This window comes from Thalassomonas actiniarum (genome assembly GCF_000948975.2).
GTDB classification, from domain to species: Bacteria; Pseudomonadota; Gammaproteobacteria; order Enterobacterales; family Alteromonadaceae; genus Thalassomonas; species Thalassomonas actiniarum.
In genome coordinates this window covers 828393-845554 of sequence record NZ_CP059736.1, presented here as the reverse complement: position 1 = coordinate 845554, position 17162 = coordinate 828393, and the positions used below count along the sequence as shown (strand labels likewise).

Below are 17162 nucleotides of genomic sequence, written 5' to 3'. Positions count from 1 at the left end.
GTTTGTCATTTTTCTGATGACTTTTGCTTTCATTGCGGTAAATTCACCCCTTATTTTCCTAAAGAATTTTTGTTGTTGTGAATGTGCTTACTTCCCTGTTCATGAAAATGTCTGCCAGAATAAGCTCCGGCAGGTTTTTATCCGACAAACAGCTTGATGCGATAGTGGCCAACTCCCTGCTGCCGCTGGCGATTGCGCTCTTTGCTACCGCGCTTCTTCATATGCAAGAGCTGCAGTTAACGAGCTGGGGTGAGTATTTTTCGGCCTTGCTGCGCCTGGCCATAGAGCTGAGCCCGGTTTTTCTTTGCAAATTTTTCAGCGTGAATAACAGCGGCATTAAAAAGCTGGCCTGGTGGCTGGCAGGCTTTGTCTTGCTGCCGGTGAGTGTGATACTTGCTGCCGGTGCTTTTACCGGCTTTGGCTATCAGTTGCTCAGCACTTACCAGACCTGGCTGATGCTGCTGATGATAGAGCTGGCGGCCCTGATCAATTACGCCCTGGCACAAAAAAGGGTAAAGGGGATCAAGTTTAAGGCCAGCCTGGATAATGTCTTGTTGATAATTATCTTAGCTTTAAGCCTTGCCTGGGCCCTGTTGCTGGCCTCCCATCATGATCCCTTAAATAATCAGCCCATTCCGCTGGTGCTGGATGTGAAACGCATAGTGTCCTATCCGCTTGCATTACTCAGCTACTGGCTGCAAACCGTGATTTTATATACCTGCTTATATGTCATTTACCTGGTTAACCATCATCTCCTGGTCAAACGCATACTCAGCCAATACGGTGTTTATGCCTATCTCACCCTTACCGGTCTGCTGCTGTTAGTGTGTTATCCCCTACTGGCGCAAATCGCCTTATGGCTGCCGATGAATGATGTTGTCCATCCGCTAAATGCCAGCGGCAATCAAAATCCTTTTGATTTTTGGAACATCTATATCGCCACCTTAGTGGTCGGCATCAGCCTGCCGGTGATCATGGCCTTCCAGTTGCAAAAAGATCACCGCAAACTGGCAGAGCTGCAACAGGAAAAACTGCAAACGGAATTAAAATGGCTGCAACAGCAAATCAATCCGCATTTTTTATTTAATACCTTAAATAACCTCTACGCCCTGTGTCTGTCTAAATCGCCACGGGCGCCGGATGCCATTTTACAGCTGGCAAACCTGCTCAGGTTTGTGGTCTATAAAGGAAGTTGTGATCGGGTATCATTATCAGAAGAAATCGCTTACTTGCATGACTACCTGGCCCTGCAAAAACTCAGGGTGGAAAATAAATGTCATTTCGAAATTCACTTGCCCGATGAAGCTGAAACCGGAGCTTTAATGATCAGCCCCTTATTGCTGGTCATGTTTCTGGAAAATGCCTTTAAACATGGCATAGAACCCAGCGCAGAAAAGTCCCGGTTGCAGGTGTCATTGACAGTGCAAACACGGCGCCTGGTATTTAGCTGTCAGAACACTATACCTCAAAGCAGTCAAAGTCATGATCACAGACCGGGCATGGCGCAGGGAGAAAATGATTTTCAGGGCATTGGACTTAAAAATGTACAACGTCGCTTAGCCCTGATGTACCCTGAGGCCCATCAGTTAGCCGTTTCGACACAGGCACAAGAAACAGGCAAAACCTACTCGGTTGAACTGAGCCTGGTGCTTGAAGCAAAAGTTTATGATGCCGGCGGCGCGCCGGGCAAGCCGGTGATGAGCCGCCAGGTAACGGAGAAAAGTTAAATGTTACGTATTTTGATCGTCGACGATGAACCTCTGGCCCACGAAGTAGTGATCACCTACATTAATGAATGTCAGGGGTTGCAGCTGGTCGGCCAGTGTTATTCGGGCAGCCAAGCATTGGCTTTTGTCAAAGAAAACCCCGTTGATTTGATTATGCTGGACATAGAAATGCCGGTCTTGACCGGATTTGATTTCTTGAGCCTGTTGCCGGAAAAACCTCAGGTAGTGATCACCTCGGCCTACCAGGAATATGCCCTTGAAGGTTTTAATATGGATGTGACCGATTACCTGCTTAAACCCTTTCGCTTTGACCGCTTTAAACAGGCAATTGATAAGGTAAAACAGCACATTCAGCAAGCGCCACAAAGACAAATTAAAGCACCTGAAGTTAATGACCTGGCCGACAATCAAAACATTTTTATTAAAGTTGACCGCAAGCAAGTGCACATAAACCTGGCGGAGATCAGCTGTTTTGAAGCCTATGGCAACTATGTAAAAGTCTGGCGTAACCAGCAGGCGCTCCTGACCCCGAAAACCTTAACCAGCTTTGAACAGAGTTTACCGGCATCGCAATTTGTCCGGGTGCATAAATCCGCCATAGTCAATTATCAAATGATCGACTATGTCGAAGGTGACAGCTTAAAATTAACCGACGGGAAAATGGTTGCTATTGGCAAGCAATATAAGGCAAACCTGGTGCTGGATTAATGACCGCTTGCGTTTTCTTTACCGTAAAATGCAGATAAACCGTTATTTGCCGCAGAACTTGGCAACGTCAAAAAAACTGGCTAAGCTGTCGGCGATTTATTAACAGGACGGACAAGATGAGCATCAAGGAACAATTACAACGACAAGTGCAATTTTTTCACCCGGAAAAGAAATATTCGTTTCTGCGCGGTGGATTTTCCAGTGCCGCCCATGCCGCGCTTTTTGGTCTGCGCGAGCAGTTTTATAACAGCATTAAAGAAACCTTTGTTAACCGGGTTAACGAGGTTGCCGAAGTACTCTGTCAGGACAGCGACTATGTTGAAGCGATAAAATCTATGCCCCTTATCCCCAAGGGCAAGACAAAAGCCAGGGTGGTGGTGATCGGCGACAGTTTAACCGACGACAGCCAGTCCTGGCTTGCCATCATAGCGCGCTCCTTTGCTATTATCAGGCCCGACGATAATATCCGTTTTACCAACCTTGCCGTATCAGGCGACACCACCACCCAATTGCTGGGCTCGGTGATCCCCGCCGCGCAAATGAAAGCGGATCTGTATTTATGCTTTAGCGGCACCAATGATGCCCGTATTCAGGGAGGCAGCCGTTATAAGCCCTGCACCAGTATTGATGAAGTTGGCCGCAACCTCGCCAGCGTAATCGACTTTGGCCGGGAGCATACCAAGGCCCCCTGGGTTTGGCTCACCCCGGTAGGGGTTGATCCTGCCCGGGTCGCAGAGCACGAGTTTCTTAAACCTTTAATGGCCAGCTGGTGTAACGATCATATCGCCCGGGTAGCAGATGTTATTAAACAGCAGGCAGAAAACGTGATTGACTTGCGTCCGCACTTCGGTGATTTACAGGACAGTCCTTTGCTTGATGAAGATGGTCTGCACTGGTCCATCGATGGTCATCAACTGGCAGCTAAAGTGATTATCAGGCAATTGACGACCCTTATCGGTTGATGAATCTTATCTGCAAATACAACTCCCGGTTGTGTAAAAGTGCAACCGGGAAAGCAAACCGTACAAATAAAGAACAAAAGGCAAGCAGCTATCAGCAGTAAAGAAGGCTAAACCTTCATTGGCAATCGTTTTATTACCTCTGTCTTTCGATAAATTTTGTACTTTTTTCAATTGATACATTTTATTAACAATTGACAAGGATTTTCCTCTGAGTCTCTTTCACCGCCAAAATTCAAATATTCGGCGAAAATAGCGAAAATTCTGCTTTTTCTAACTTGTAATCAATTTGTATTCTTATGTTACCAAATGTAAATTTTTCCTTACTAAGGGCAGTTTTTTGTTAATAAACCGTCTCTTTATGATCAAAAACAACACTGATTTGTTAAAAAAAGTACAGTGAAATGCTTGTTTTCTTGATTTGTCTCCAATAGAGTGGTCGGTCCAAGTGGTATGACAAGGTCGTCGGCGTTGAAATTTTACCGGCGTTTGTCATGAAGTTTCATTCAAGGAAAGATAAGATCATGTTATTTTCTCTTAGCGATATCCAGGTAAAATTACAACAAAAAAACTGGCGCGGACAGATTAACTTTTATCCGTCAGGGCAGACCTTAACCTTTGAGTCGATGACCGAGCATCAAAATCACCTGGAGCAAAACCTCCAGTTTACCTTTGGTGATAAAATTATTGTCGTGACCACACCAACACCAGAAACTGTCTCTACGCTGTTATGGCTGTGGCACAAAGGTGCGGTTGTGGTACCGGTAAAACATGATATGGAAGCAGATGCGATTGCAAAAATTGCCGACGACTGCCATGCCCATGCCATGATCAAAGATCAAACCATCACCGAACTTGAGCCGTCGCCGCAGCCGCAGGTGCTGTTTCGGGAAAAAAGTGCCCGCCAGGTATGCGGCACCGACCTGGCCCTGCTGATTTATACGTCCGGCAGTACCGGCAAGCCCAAGGGCATCATGCTCAGCCACAGCAATGTCATCACCGCCATGAATTCTATTGCCACTTACCTGAAAATTGACGGCGACGAACATATTCTCGGCCTTTCTCCGCTCTCTTTTGATTACGGCCTTTACCAGTTGCTGTTCAGCCTGGCGTTTGATTGCCAGTTCACCTTGTTTGAAGAAAATTTCCACCCGATCAAGGTGCTCAAGGCCCTCGACGAACAGCAAATTACCCTGCTGCCGGTCGTGCCTGCGATGGCCATTTCCCTGGCGAAAATTATCCGGGCATTAAAACGCCAGTTGCCGCAGCTGCGTAAATTAACCAATACCGGCGGCCACCTGGGTGAAACCGTGATTGATGACCTGATCAGCCTGGTGCCGCAGCTGGACGTTTATGCCATGTACGGTTTAACCGAGTGTAAACGCGCCCTGTACCTGCCGCCGGATAAAACCCATAAAAAACGGGGCTCGGTCGGCATCGCCATCCCGGGCCTGGAAGCCAAATTATTTAACAATGTCCAGTGTGAAACCGGTCCCCATTACCAGGAAGTCGCCACCGGCGAAGTCGGCGAATTATTTGTCCGCGGCGCTACTGTGATGCAGGGCTATTACGGCCAGGCCAATGCCGGGGCCAATTTGATCCCGGGTAATTACCGTGACGATAACTGGCTTGCCACCGGCGATCTCTTCTGCCAGGACGAAGACGGTTATTTCTACTTCAAGGGTCGCACCAAGGAGCTGATCAAACAAGCCGGTTTCTGTATCTACCCCACCGAAAGCGAAGCGCTGATAGAGAAATGCCACCTGGTACACCTGGCGGCCATCATTCAGTCGGAAGACAAGTTCGGTGATGAAATTGCCTGCTTGTGTGTGCAATTACACGACAACAGTAAAGAAGATCAGAACGCATTTAAAACCTGGCTCAAGGCCAATACCGATCCCGACTATCGCCCGCGAGAAGTGCGCTTTATTCAGCAAATGCAGCTGACCGCCAATTCCAAGGTCGACAAAAAGTCCTTAGTCGCCAAGTTAGAACCGGAGAAGTAAAGTGGAACAGATCAAAAGCATGCTGGAACAGAACCCGGCAGAGATTTCTACACCCTGTTATTTTTACAGCGTCAGCCAATTGCAGCAAAATTTTCAGGCGTTAAAGGCGGCGCTGGGCACGCAAGTGATCCTTTCGGTCAAAGCCAACAGCAATACCGATCTGCTGATCCGCGCCAGCCATTTCCTTACCGACGGCGTAGAAGTGGCCTCCATCAAGGAGCTGCAAAACATCGTCGGCGGCGACCGTGCCCGCTACGTCAATAACCCCTCTGCCGATAAAACCTTTTTACGGGCAGCGGTATCCGGTAAAGCCCGGGTGATCGTCGACAGCCTGGTCCAACTTGAAATTGTCGCCGAACTAGCGAAAAAACGCCCGCCGGCGGGTATTATCCTGCGACTGAACCCCGTGGTATTAAAGCAGTTTAACGATGATCACCCGAAAGTTCGCCCGGATCAGTTCGGTATGGACTGGGACAGCGCCTGTATCGCCATCGATATCTGTAAGGCAAACAACTTGCCGCTGCTGGGCTTTCACTTATTTAAAGGCTCCTACAGTTTTGAAAAAAGCGCCATGGCCACCGTGGACTCGGCTAAAGGCATTATCGCGGAAATGGAAAGGCGCTTCGGCCAGCCGCTCTCTTTTGCCAACCTCGGCGGCGGTTTTGGCGAACAGTGGCAGGAGAGCAAATTCGACTTTGCCGCCTACCGCGAAAAGTTGGCACAATTGCCGCAGCACATCACACTGGCGCACGAGTCCGGCCGCGGCCTGATGGCCAGCATCGGTCACTTTGCCGTGCGGGTGCGTTATGTCAAACAAATTGAAAATCAATACTACGCCATTTGCGACGGCGGTATCGCGCAAAACTTCCTGTTGGCAAAAACAGAAAACACCCTGCGTAAACTGAAAACCCCCGCCTTATGGCAGGCTCAGGGCGGACAGGAAAACGAGCAAAAAGCCGCCTGCACCTTTGTCGGCAGCTCCTGCAGCAAAGACGATGTCATCGGTAAACAATCCGACGAGTTTGTTTTGCCTCAGCCGGGAGATATCTGCATTTTCGATTATTGCGGCGCCTATAACGCCAGCTATACGGTAGCGCCGTTTTTGCAGCTGCCCCAAGCCACTACTTACATCGTCGAATAGGTGACCCCCTTGTCTGATAACGTATCTAATAATAAAAACAATCAAGTACATGATATTTTTGGCCGCTGTATCACCTCCCATTTAGAACAAAGCGGCGCTGTACCGGAAAAACTTGAGGCCTTGGTCAACAATGCCGTCATTACCCTGATGGGCAGCGATATGATCATCGAGGACAACTTTACCCCGATGACCCCGTTGCAGCAGCCGCGTATTTCACAGCCGCTGGAAAGTTTTGCCCAGACCGAATTCATTGATGAGCTGACCGACAAAGTCAAACATGAAGGTTTCGGCCCGCATTTCCATCAGATTATCGGACTTTTCGGCTCGATTATGCTGGGTTTGTGCGCCACCGAGGACCAGCAAGCGTTAGTGAACAAATGGCTCGAGCAGGGACATTTCGGTAATTTTTTAATGACCGACGGCGGCGGCCCGACCCTGGCCTACTGGAATACCACTTTGACCCCAATTGATGACGGCAACTTTACCTTAAATGTCGATAAAAAATGGGGCATCGAAGGGCAAAATGTCGGTTTCGGCATGGTGGTATGTCAACAAAAAGGCAAACCTTTCCCGGTAACGGTATTGCTATCACCGGAAAAATCGCAAACCTTGCAGCAACAAGCCTGCGGCGGCACTTTTCTTGACGGCAGACTGCAACTGGGCAATGTCAAAGGCCAGGTGCAGGTCAGCAAAGAGGATTTTTTCACTAAGGGCGGCCTGGGCAGCGTCAACCGCTTTTTAACTTTAGTGCGTCCACGTTTTGTTAAATCGCTGATGCATCACCTGTTATGGTTGCAGCAACAAGATCGCCTGACGCTGGAACAGGACGATCTCAGCGCCATCGACTTTATTATCAATATGGCGAACTGGTGCACCGCCAAGGATACCTTCTCCATCCATTCGGTTGATCAGGTACTGGCATTGAAATTTACCAGTAACGAGTTATTGCTTTCTCTGGTGCGCAAAGGCGCCCTCAAGCACCTTAACGACCAAAGGGATCTGCTCGGCTTTACCAAAATGGAAGGCAGTTCATACCGCTGTCTGTTTGAAGTTTACAGTAAATTCAAACGGGGCCGGGTATGAGCACAGCAGTAACAGAGCAAACAGCTGCTAGCGAACAGCCGGGTTTAACGGTTAAAGGCATAGCGTTTACGCCCCTACCGCAACCGTTATTTAAAGAGTTGCCGCCAATCAATGAAGTAATGTCTTTACTGGCGCAAAAACTTGCAAAGCAGGTGAACGAACTGATCGAACAAACCGGGATCCCGGTGAATGAATTTAGCCGGCATTTTTTATGTTCGACCATGATAGAGATGGCTTTTACCACCCAGTCGGTGAAATGGCCGGACATCGCCGGGCAGCTTAAAGCTTATGGCGATCATCAGCCGGATACCTTTGTTAACGCCTATGAATGCGCCTCCTGGGGCTATTCGCTTAGACACTATTTGAAACAGGAAAGCCTTAAGCAAAAAAAACAAAGCCGCTACATGATCGTCAGTATCCTGGATGCCAATGTCTATAACTTTGATTTTTGGTGTTATAACGATCACTGGGAGCACTCGGGTTTTGGGATCAGTACCGTAATTTTAGAAATCACCGCACCTTTAACTGACGAGCTGACCATAGGCTCAGCCGTCACCCACAACAGTGTGGCCGAATTTGCCACTGTCGTGCGCCGTACTATGATGAAGAAACCCGGCGCCGTAGTCGCACTGCCGTTTTTCCCGGTCAATGTGCAACAGATGTTTGAAAAATTATTGCGCGGCCAGCCACAACTGCCGGACTTGCATGCCGAGCACGGACACTGTTTCGGCTCGGATCCCTGGTTATCCCTGCTAACCCATGGCCTGAGCAATAAAATTGAGCAGCCGGAGCGCTTTATGGCCTGCTCGGTGGCCTTAAACGGTTATTATGCCATTGCCGATCTGATGCTTACGCCGGATACCGTTTTCATTAAAAATGAGGAGTGGCAGCATGGTTAAGCAAGTTCAAGACGCAAGCAAAACGCCAAATCAGGCCAGGATGAAACCGTTCACCGGCACCCTCACCCGCAGGCCGTTTCCCAATAAACCTTCGATTGCCGAAGCCCAGATGTTGCCGCTGAGTAGCGACAGTGATTTCGAGGTATTTACCAGCTTTAACAGTGCTACTTGCCCGGTATTGTTGAATGTACGCGAGCATTACCAGTTGCTGTCGGATTTAGTGGATGAGGCCCAGGTATGCTGGCCGGATGTTTTTATCCTGATCAGGCTCTCCATGCCGGGCGGAATGCGTATTCCCGCCAAGCTGCTGACCGACAATGTCTTGTTGCTCGAAGATATCACCTTTGAGGAGCAAAAGCTTATTGATATCGCCAGTCCGCTGCTGGTGGTCGAAGACAGGTTCAGCCGCGTTGAAATAGACAATAACGACAACAGCATTCACCTGCGCCTTTACTTAGGTAAAGAGCTAGGTAAAGAGCTAGGTGAAGAGCTGGGTAAAGAGTTAGGTGAAGAGCCAGGAAAAGAGCCCGCTGATGATCCCCTGCAACCTTTAATTGAATGCTTGGCACAAAGAGGAGTCGCCGGCTAATGGCTGCCCCTGTGGTCATTTCGCAATATTGGGCCGGTGATGCTACAGATCCCGGTCCGGCGATTGCCGAACTGAAGCAGCGGTTAATGGCACTGGAGAAACTGCCAAGCCATGCCACTTTGATCAGTGCCGGTGAAGTCGGCATATTGCGCGATCCCCAGGTGGCAGAGTTCCACCAGTGGTTAAGCCAGTACTGCAAAGTGACTTTTATCAGCGCCGCCTGCACTAGCTTGCATGCCGGTATTTTGGATTTTTATCACAGCAACTTAAACAACACTGTGGTGATCTCGCTGGAGCTGGATAAAACATTCCAGCAGGCCTGCCTGAATTCTCTGGGCATAGGCAATGAGCGCGACCAGGACGGCCTGGATGTCGTGCCCGGGGTGGGGTTTATCGCGCTAAGCCGATTGAAAGATGGTTTGGAAAAAAATGAACAGACAAGACGGCAAGTGGTCGTGGAAAAATGCCAGCTCTTTAGCCAGCAAAGCGGTATGGCAGGCACACAGGCGCTGATCGGTCGGTTAGCCCAGCAGCTGCAGGCCCTGCCGCAAGAGATATTACCGGTGTCGTTTGATATTTGCTCTAACTGGGGCAGATCCTTATTAATGGGAGTGAATATCCGCCTGGCAAGCAAGCGCCAGTCGGTTCAATGGTTAGACAGCATCGAAACCTGTCAGCGCCATTATTTAAGCCTCAAGCCCTTATTTGAGCTTCAGCTGTATAAAGAAAAACTAGCGCAGCACAGTTTAATGTTACTTACTCTGGGAGGCGGTGGCCGGGTCGGCCTGTTGCAACTGGGCAGTAATAACAGTGAAAAATCAGCCGCTGCGATCGAACTGCCACAGGCAAGTTTTGAACAACACTCATTGGCGGATGATATCCGGGGTTATGAGCTGGCGCTGAATCTGCTCGGGGATAATAAAGTCGCCGGTTACCAGCAGATCAGGGATACGCTGAAATATCCCCACAGCCGCTACCGCGGTATGGATAACCACTACTTTAAATGGTAAAGAGCTTTAAGTGGTAAGAGCTTAAATAGTAAAAAGTTTTAAATAGCAAACACCCAAAACCTTAGGCAAAGGATAAGAAGAAGAATAGCAGGGACAATGGCATGATAAACAAGCAAGTAATATCTCAGGAATACGACGTCGTTATTATCGGCGCCGGTTGGGCGGGGCTGGCGTTGGCGCGTCAGCTTAAAAGAGAAAATGGCGATCTGCGTATCATCCAGCTCGAAGCCGAGACTGAATATAAAGCCAAAATCGGCGAAGCCACGGTAGAAATTACCGGCCATTACTTTTTGAAAAAGCTGGGACTGGCCAACTATTTATACCGTCACCAGTTGCCTAAAAATGCCCTGCGCTTTTTCTTCGACAATAAGGAACACAGCCTGCCAATCGAGCAAATGAGCGAACAAGGCACGGTTTATATTCCGCCCCACCCTGCTTTTCAGCTTGAGCGCGCCACCTTTGAATCTGCCCTGACCGAGATGAACCGCGAAGACGACATCACCATTTTACAAGGGGCCAGGATGACTGGCTTTGAACTGGACAACCAGGAAGGACACACAGTGAACTTCAGGTACCAGGATCAAGCCCATCAAATCAGCGGTAAATGGCTGGTAGATGCCAGCGGCCGCGCCGGGGTGATCACCAAAAAAATGAAGTGCCACAGCCGGGAGAATATCCCCCGCCACAGCTCGGCCTGGGGCCGTTTTCGCGGTGTGAAAGACTTTGACAGTGTCGGTACCAAACCCTGGCGCGACCGGGCATCAAGCCGTTTCCTGTCTACTAACCATTTTACCGGCCACGGCTACTGGATCTGGTTCATCCCGTTAAAAAGCGGCCTGACCAGCATAGGCATAGTGTGCGATAAAACCAAGGTCGAAAATCCGCCGTTAAAGCAGGCTGATTTTATCGCCAAGCTGAAAGAGCATGCCGCTATTGCCGACTTGATTATTGACGCCGAAATAGAAGACTTTGAAGCCTGGGGCCAGCTGGCGTACCGCGGTAACACAGTCGTCAACCGGGAACGTTGGGGCGCGACAGGGTTTGCCGCCATGTTCCTCGATCCTTTGCTCAGCGGCGGCGGTGATGTGATTGCCATGGCCAACGACAACCTCAGTAAAGTGATCCTGGCGGATCTGCAAAACAGCGATAAGGAAGCGGCACAAGCAGCCCTGGACCAAGCGGTGCCATTTGCCAACGGTGTGCTCAATTATTATTACCAGTTCCTGTATGCCCAGCTGATGAACCTCTATCCCGTGCTCGACTGTGCCCAGCTGTGCTCGCCGGTAATGGCGTATATCAATGCCACCTATTTTATTACCAATGCCTGGGATTATATCGAAGGAAATCTTTCAGATGCCCGGCACTTTGAAAAGCACTGCTACCTGCGCCGCGGCCACTACGCCCTGGAATTGCTGCTGCAACGTCAGATCCTTCAAAGCCTGGAAGTGCTGCGCAGTGAAAACCGCGCATTTGAGCGCAACGATAAAAGCTTTTTTGAAACCGGTGGCGATCTGTACAAATACTACATCTATCAGATGGGACAAAAAGGTCAGGACGGATACCGTATCGACTTTCGGGTGAAATTATTCACTCAGTGCTTCGCCCAGGTCACAGGTGTTAAACTCGGTCTGGCCAACTTTGGCAATCGCCGCATGGTACAAAGCGCCCTGAATCTGCCGACAATACTGAAAAACCCGACTTTTGGCCGTGAGCAGTTACCGACCTTGCTCAATACTATGAGTGAAAACCTCACCCGCGAGTTACAGCAAACCACAGAGCACACGGTTTTGGTGGAGATCACCGAGGCCTCTTTCGAAGATGAAAAGGTCAAGGTGACAGTTGTCGGCGATACCGCAGACGCCAAGCAGTTAAAACAACTGCAAAGAAGTGCCAACAATATCTGGATGCGTCAGCAGGAATATATCGACCAGGACAGCTATGTGCCTGAATTCCTGCGTTATGCCCGCCAGCAGCCGCAAGATCTGATGGACCCGCGCTACCCTGTGTGTCTTGAAAACACCGAGATGTTGGAAGTTTAATGGAAAAGGCAGTAGAAACTTTGATGATCCCGGCCCGCGACGGCACTCAGCTGGCCTGTCACCGCTACAGGGTACCGGTGAGTGATGACGCTCATTGCTCTGGCCGGGTGCTGCTGCTTCATGGCAGCACCTTCAACAGCCGCCGTTATGCCAATATTGCCAAGGCCTGCGTGAAAAGCGGTTTTGAAGTGGTGTTGTGCGATTGGCGCGGCCACGGCGAGTCGCAGGGCAAGCCGGGCACCTGCGATTATATCGGTCAGTTGGAAGATGATATCAGCGACATTATTGCCTGGTTTGAACAAGAGCAGCCATTGCCGCTGATCCTCGGCGGCCATTCGGCCGGCTCCGTGGTCTGCCTGCGTTATCTGGAAAAATATGGCCAGAAAAAAGTCGACGCCTGCTATTTTATCGCGCCGACCTTTAACAATACCCAGGAGCCGCTGCGTTTTGACAAACCCGGCGCTCAAAAAAGTTTTTTGCTGCGTCATATGCGCAAAAAGCCCTGTTTCCAACCGGCACCGGAAAGTGCTGCTAAACATATGCCGGTCATGAATGACCGCATGTTTTACCTGGCCACCGTCTTGCCGTTTTTACGTCACCGCACCGTGATCACCTTTCCCGGCTCAGAAAAAATGGCGGCACTTGAAGGCCGGGTGCTCAATTACTCCTTTAACCTGATGGCCTCAGTTTCTATCCCGTATTACAGCAAGGCGTTTCGCAAGCTGAAATTACCCGTGGTCTTTATCTGCGGCGAAAACGACGAGGGCCTGCACCCCGACTTTTTACCTATGCTGTGCCAGTGGCATTTAGCCCCGCAACTGGATAAAGAAGTTGTAATGCTGCCCAAGCTTAACCATATGTCGGTGCTGGGCGGCGCGGCGCGGGTATTGCCGCAGTGGTTGATGCAGCGTTGGGGAGAAAATAAGGGCGCTGTTGAGCAGCAATTGAGGCCACAAAGCATGCAACAGGCAGTGGAGCAGGCATCATGAACCAGACCGGCTTAAACTCCCTTCATCAAGGTGACTTTTTCTGGCAAAGGTTGCCGGGTCAACAAACGATTCGCGGGCTTGAACCCGGACAGTGCTACCTTATGGGTTACTTGAGCAATGAACAGGCACTTTATCGCCAATTAAATATTGAACATGGCGATCAACAGGCCCTGCTTAATGCTGCGGTAAATAAATGGCGCCACGAGCTTAACCGGCACTTTATCGGCGATTATCTGCTGATAAGTTTCACCGGTGAACAGCTGTTTCTCACCAGCAGTGCCCGCGCCAGCTATACCCTGTTTTACCGACAAAGCCAAAACGAGCAAGGGCAATACGGCCTTGCCCTGGCCAGCAATTTAAAGCAGTTAACACAAGTTTTTGATGCAAAAATCAACCCGGCGCAGCTGATGCAAACCCTGGCCTTGGGGCCGTTGGCAGATGAACATACCTGCTTTGAGCAAATCAGCCAATTGCAAAGCGGTGAAACCCTGATTTGGCAGCTAGCGACAGACACAAGTTTAAGCCACAGGGCAAGCCTGCCCGATGCAGAGCAATTAACCCTGGCGCAAAACAGCGCACAACCGCAGGCCGAGCGGTTAGCCCCCCGGAGCACAAGCGATATTGAGTTAACCAAGCTGTTTAACCGCCTGCCAAGCCTGGCCCACCGCTTAGGTCAGCCAGTTGTTGATGCCAGCCTGGCCCATTTTGATGCCCTGGTACAGACGACTGACAGCGACACTTTGCTGCTGGATATCAGCTGGCTCAGTGCCCGCCATATCACCTGCGAGCAAAGTATTCACAGCAGCCATAACTGGTGTAAAAGCATTTTAAAACGTCCGCTGCTGGCGCAGCGCAGCCAGTTGCAGCACAGGCAACAGCAGCTGGTTTCAACTTATAAAGCGGCTAAAAACGAGCTGGATGAAAAACTCTCTTTCGGCCAATGGCTGGATCTGCATTATGTGATCCCCGCCTGGTGCCAATTATTACAGCGCATTTGCCGCCTGCACGGCAAAACCCTGGTTAATCCCTTTATGCACGCTGAGCAATTGCTGCCTTTAGTAAAGCAGGCTCACCAGGCACCCGCGGCATATTTTTCATTGCAGCAGGTCAGTCTGGCCAATGCTTATGACGCCATGCAGCGTTTGTTTTATAGCGGCGAGCCGGAGACGCTTAAGTTGTTTGATCTCAACCCGCTAGCTACCTCACGACTGATCCGCCGTGAGCAGGACAGGCACAGGGTTGAGCAATTATCCGTGTTGCTGCTGACTCTGGATTACCTGACCCGGTTTCATCCGGGCAACTGAAACTGATTTCACCGTTACTTGAAACTAAAACATAAAGTAAAACAAAAATATAACCATAACGATAAAAGTCGAGGAAATAAAAATGGAACTAGGCCAAACCTTACCGGAGTTAAAAGAACAGGTCGCAGAAATGCTTAACATCGAAGCTGCTGATGTCGATGTTGAAGCGCCCCTGGGGGAACTCGGGGTTGATTCACTCAATATTGTCGAGCTGATCCTGATTGTTGAGCAGCTTTACCCTAACGTCATGGACCCGGATGCCCTGACATTTGACGAGCACACCACGTTGGCACAAATGGATGAGCAACTGGTGGAGTCATCGGTAGAAGTTTGATCCCTGGTTTCGCCTGGTTATCTTGCTGCACATAACTGCTAATGAGCGCAAGCTAACTCAGGCGGGACTTTTTTACCCTAACACAGCGTATTTGAGTGACGTTATGAAAAAACTGTTGATTTTACTTTCGATAAATCTGCTGATCGGCAATGTTGTCGCCTGGTTTATGGGCGCGGCGCCGATTGATTTTGAACCAGTGCCTTATTCTCAACAAGAGCAGGAGCTGATCACCGAACTCAAATCTGAGCTGGCACAAAGTGGCGATGATATCGCCCTGCAAACCCAGCTTGGCTCCCTGTATTCGCTGCATAATCATCTTAATGATGCCGAGCCATTACTGGAATCTGCCGCTTCAGGGCAAGATGCTACGGCGCTGGCGTGGCTGAGCGGCACCCGGGCCAAACAGGCGGGGGCCATGTTCGATCCCCTGATGGGACTTAGGAAACTGTATCTGCTGCACTCTGCCTGCAGCGATATGGACCGGGCGGTAGCCATGGAGCCGGAGAATTTTGAAATTCGCATGGTGCGCCTGGCGACCTATTCGCCCACGGCGGTAATGAATTGCAGCCTGGAAACCGCCTTTAGCGACGAAGCCTGGTTTAAACAATATTTTCAGCGCCAGGGAGCCATGGCGCCGCTGGAGCTGAAACTGCAGTTTAACCTGACCATGAGTATCGCCTACGCCAAAGCCGGCGGCAGCGACAACCAACAAGAGGCCAACCGCTATATGGCGTTATATCAGGAGTTATCCCGTGGCAGCGAACAACCGCCGCTGGTATTACAACAATTGGCGGCGGCCAATGCACTGCTGACGGAGGGCTCTTGATGGCAGTCGTTGAACTACAGGGAATTTCCCGCTCCTTTGAGCTTGGCAATACCCGCGTTACCGCCCTGGACAAGCTGAACTTGACTCTGGAAAAAGGTGAATTCGTCGTGCTTCGGGGAGTGAGCGGCAGCGGTAAAAGTACCCTGCTTAACCTCATCGGCGCCATGGACGCGCCCGATGCCGGGGAAGTGTTTATTCACGGCCAGGCATTAAGCTCGCTTTCGGATAAGCAAAAATCGCAATTGCGTAGCCGCTACATAGGTTTTATTTTTCAGGCATTTAACCTGATTCCGGTGTTAACCGCGTTGGAAAACGTACAATACCCGTTGTCACTGCAAAAAGTGCCCGACCGCGAAGCCAAAGCGCGCGCTGCCAAGGCACTGGCCCAGGTGGGACTGGCGGACTTTGTTGATCGCCGCCCCAACCAGCTTTCGGGCGGACAAATGCAACGGGTGGCCATCGCCCGCGCCCTGGTGACCAACCCGGATATTATTTTGGCGGACGAACCCACCGCCAACCTGGACTCGGAAACGTCAAAACAAATTATGGATCTGCTCGGCAGCCTGAACCGTGAAACCGGCGTGACCTTTTTATTTGCCACCCATCACGATTTTGTCTTAAGCCGGGCGTCGAGAGTATTGGAATTAAAAGACGGCCATATCGTCAAAGACGAGCAACCGCACAACTTAACACTGGTGGAGAATTCCCCGGGAGAGAAACTTGGCTAACAATCTAATGAAAAATATTGGTTTCTTATTACTGGCAACTGCCCTTGGCGGCTGCTCGGAACAAGCAGAGCAGACACAAGAAATAAGCGAAAGCCAAGCGGCAACAGCCACGAAAATAAATAAAGCCAATCATGCCAGCGAGCAGGTTTTATCTGACTCACAGCAGCCAACACAAGTGCCGACTACCAACGGTGAGCGCCGGGCGTTATTGGAATCCCTCAACATCAATGGCGACAGCTCTGTCGATGATCGCCGCCTGGCCTTATTTGTCCGCTATACTTATTTTGCCGATAATCCTCAGCGTCAGCTGGAAACTTTAGAGCAGCTGATTGCAGAGATCGCCGACATGCGCCAAACCCGCCCGGATGATCATGAACTGACCGCGTTATACGGCAGCGCCATCAGCTTGCAAACGGTATTTTTCCTCGACAATCTCGGCAAAACCAATTTGCTGTCGAAAAAAGGCAGCCGCTATCTTGATCGCGCGGTAAAAAGTGCCCCCAACCACCTGGGAGTGCGCTTATACCGGGGCATCACCTATGCCGAAATGCCGGCCTTTTTGGGGAAAGCCCGACAGGCGGTGGCCGACTTTAAGCTGATCAAACATGCCAGTACTGCCTTTCCAGGCAAAAAAAGTACAGATCAGGCTAACGAACAGGCGAATAAAAAGTTTGCTGCGATGATCGACTATTACTACGCCATGGCCCTGATTAAAAACCAGCAACAGGATCGCGGCATCAAACAGCTGACGTCGCTGGTGGGCAAAAACATAGCGCCCTGGTCAGCGCGGGCGGCAACGTTAAAGCAAGAGCAGGGTTAA

At 50.2% G+C, this 17162-nt stretch carries 16 protein-coding genes; all 16 read left to right on the top strand.

The genetic code is table 11. The features are described 5' to 3' along the window. The first annotated feature begins 107 nt into the window (after positions 1-107). The 16 genes from SG35_RS31840 to SG35_RS31765 all read left to right on the top strand — a co-directional run bounded on the left by SG35_RS31840 (position 108) and on the right by SG35_RS31765 (position 17162). Positions 108-1727 (top strand): sensor histidine kinase, encoded by a 1620-nt coding sequence (locus SG35_RS31840; protein ID WP_160298228.1) that lies wholly within the window; start codon positions 108-110, stop codon positions 1725-1727. After that, positions 1728-2435, top strand: a complete 708-nt coding sequence (locus SG35_RS31835) for a LytR/AlgR family response regulator transcription factor (RefSeq protein WP_044831164.1) — start codon at positions 1728-1730, stop codon at positions 2433-2435. Between the two features lie 116 nt (positions 2436-2551). Continuing rightward, entirely contained in the window at positions 2552-3397 is an 846-nt protein-coding gene (locus SG35_RS31830) for a GDSL-type esterase/lipase family protein (protein WP_044831163.1), read from the top strand. Positions 3398-3888: 491 nt separating this feature from the next. After that, positions 3889-5400 (top strand): class I adenylate-forming enzyme family protein, encoded by a 1512-nt coding sequence (locus tag SG35_RS31825; protein WP_084692511.1) that lies wholly within the window; start codon positions 3889-3891, stop codon positions 5398-5400. Position 5401: 1 nt separating this feature from the next. Then, entirely contained in the window at positions 5402-6541 is a 1140-nt protein-coding gene (locus SG35_RS31820) for an alanine racemase (RefSeq protein WP_044831162.1), read from the top strand. Between the two features lie 9 nt (positions 6542-6550). Then, positions 6551-7624: a hypothetical protein gene (locus tag SG35_RS31815; RefSeq protein ID WP_152646484.1), complete on the top strand. Its 1074-nt coding sequence runs from the start codon at positions 6551-6553 to the stop codon at positions 7622-7624. Beyond that, positions 7621-8523, top strand: coding sequence for a hypothetical protein (locus SG35_RS31810; protein WP_044831161.1), 903 nt, complete (start codon positions 7621-7623; stop codon positions 8521-8523). Before SG35_RS31815 ends, SG35_RS31810 begins: the two co-directional genes overlap by 4 nt. Next, positions 8516-9112 (top strand): hypothetical protein, encoded by a 597-nt coding sequence (locus SG35_RS31805; RefSeq protein WP_044831160.1) that lies wholly within the window; start codon positions 8516-8518, stop codon positions 9110-9112. Before SG35_RS31810 ends, SG35_RS31805 begins: the two co-directional genes overlap by 8 nt. Further along, positions 9112-10122, top strand: coding sequence for a hypothetical protein (locus SG35_RS31800; RefSeq protein ID WP_044831159.1), 1011 nt, complete (start codon positions 9112-9114; stop codon positions 10120-10122). The genes SG35_RS31805 and SG35_RS31800 overlap by 1 nt, the downstream gene beginning before the upstream one ends. Positions 10123-10223: 101 nt before the next feature. Continuing rightward, a complete protein-coding gene (locus SG35_RS31795; RefSeq protein ID WP_044831158.1) occupies positions 10224-12161 on the top strand; it encodes an NAD(P)/FAD-dependent oxidoreductase in 1938 nt (645 codons plus the stop codon). Further along, positions 12161-13150 (top strand): alpha/beta hydrolase, encoded by a 990-nt coding sequence (locus SG35_RS31790; RefSeq protein ID WP_053042813.1) that lies wholly within the window; start codon positions 12161-12163, stop codon positions 13148-13150. The genes SG35_RS31795 and SG35_RS31790 overlap by 1 nt, the downstream gene beginning before the upstream one ends. After that, the gene (locus SG35_RS31785; RefSeq protein WP_044831157.1) at positions 13147-14454 is read left to right on the top strand and encodes a hypothetical protein; all 1308 of its coding nucleotides are present in this window, start codon (positions 13147-13149) and stop codon (positions 14452-14454) included. Before SG35_RS31790 ends, SG35_RS31785 begins: the two co-directional genes overlap by 4 nt. A gap of 82 nt (positions 14455-14536) precedes the next feature. Further along, a complete protein-coding gene (locus tag SG35_RS31780; protein ID WP_044831156.1) occupies positions 14537-14788 on the top strand; it encodes an acyl carrier protein in 252 nt (83 codons plus the stop codon). A 103-nt stretch (positions 14789-14891) separates the two neighbouring features. Further along, positions 14892-15614 carry a hypothetical protein gene (locus SG35_RS31775; protein ID WP_044831155.1) on the top strand — a complete coding sequence of 241 codons (723 nt, stop codon included), beginning with the start codon at positions 14892-14894 and terminating at the stop codon, positions 15612-15614. Beyond that, positions 15614-16342 (top strand): ABC transporter ATP-binding protein, encoded by a 729-nt coding sequence (locus tag SG35_RS31770; RefSeq protein ID WP_044831154.1) that lies wholly within the window; start codon positions 15614-15616, stop codon positions 16340-16342. The genes SG35_RS31775 and SG35_RS31770 overlap by 1 nt, the downstream gene beginning before the upstream one ends. After that, positions 16335-17162, top strand: coding sequence for a hypothetical protein (locus SG35_RS31765; protein WP_152646483.1), 828 nt, complete (start codon positions 16335-16337; stop codon positions 17160-17162). The genes SG35_RS31770 and SG35_RS31765 overlap by 8 nt, the downstream gene beginning before the upstream one ends.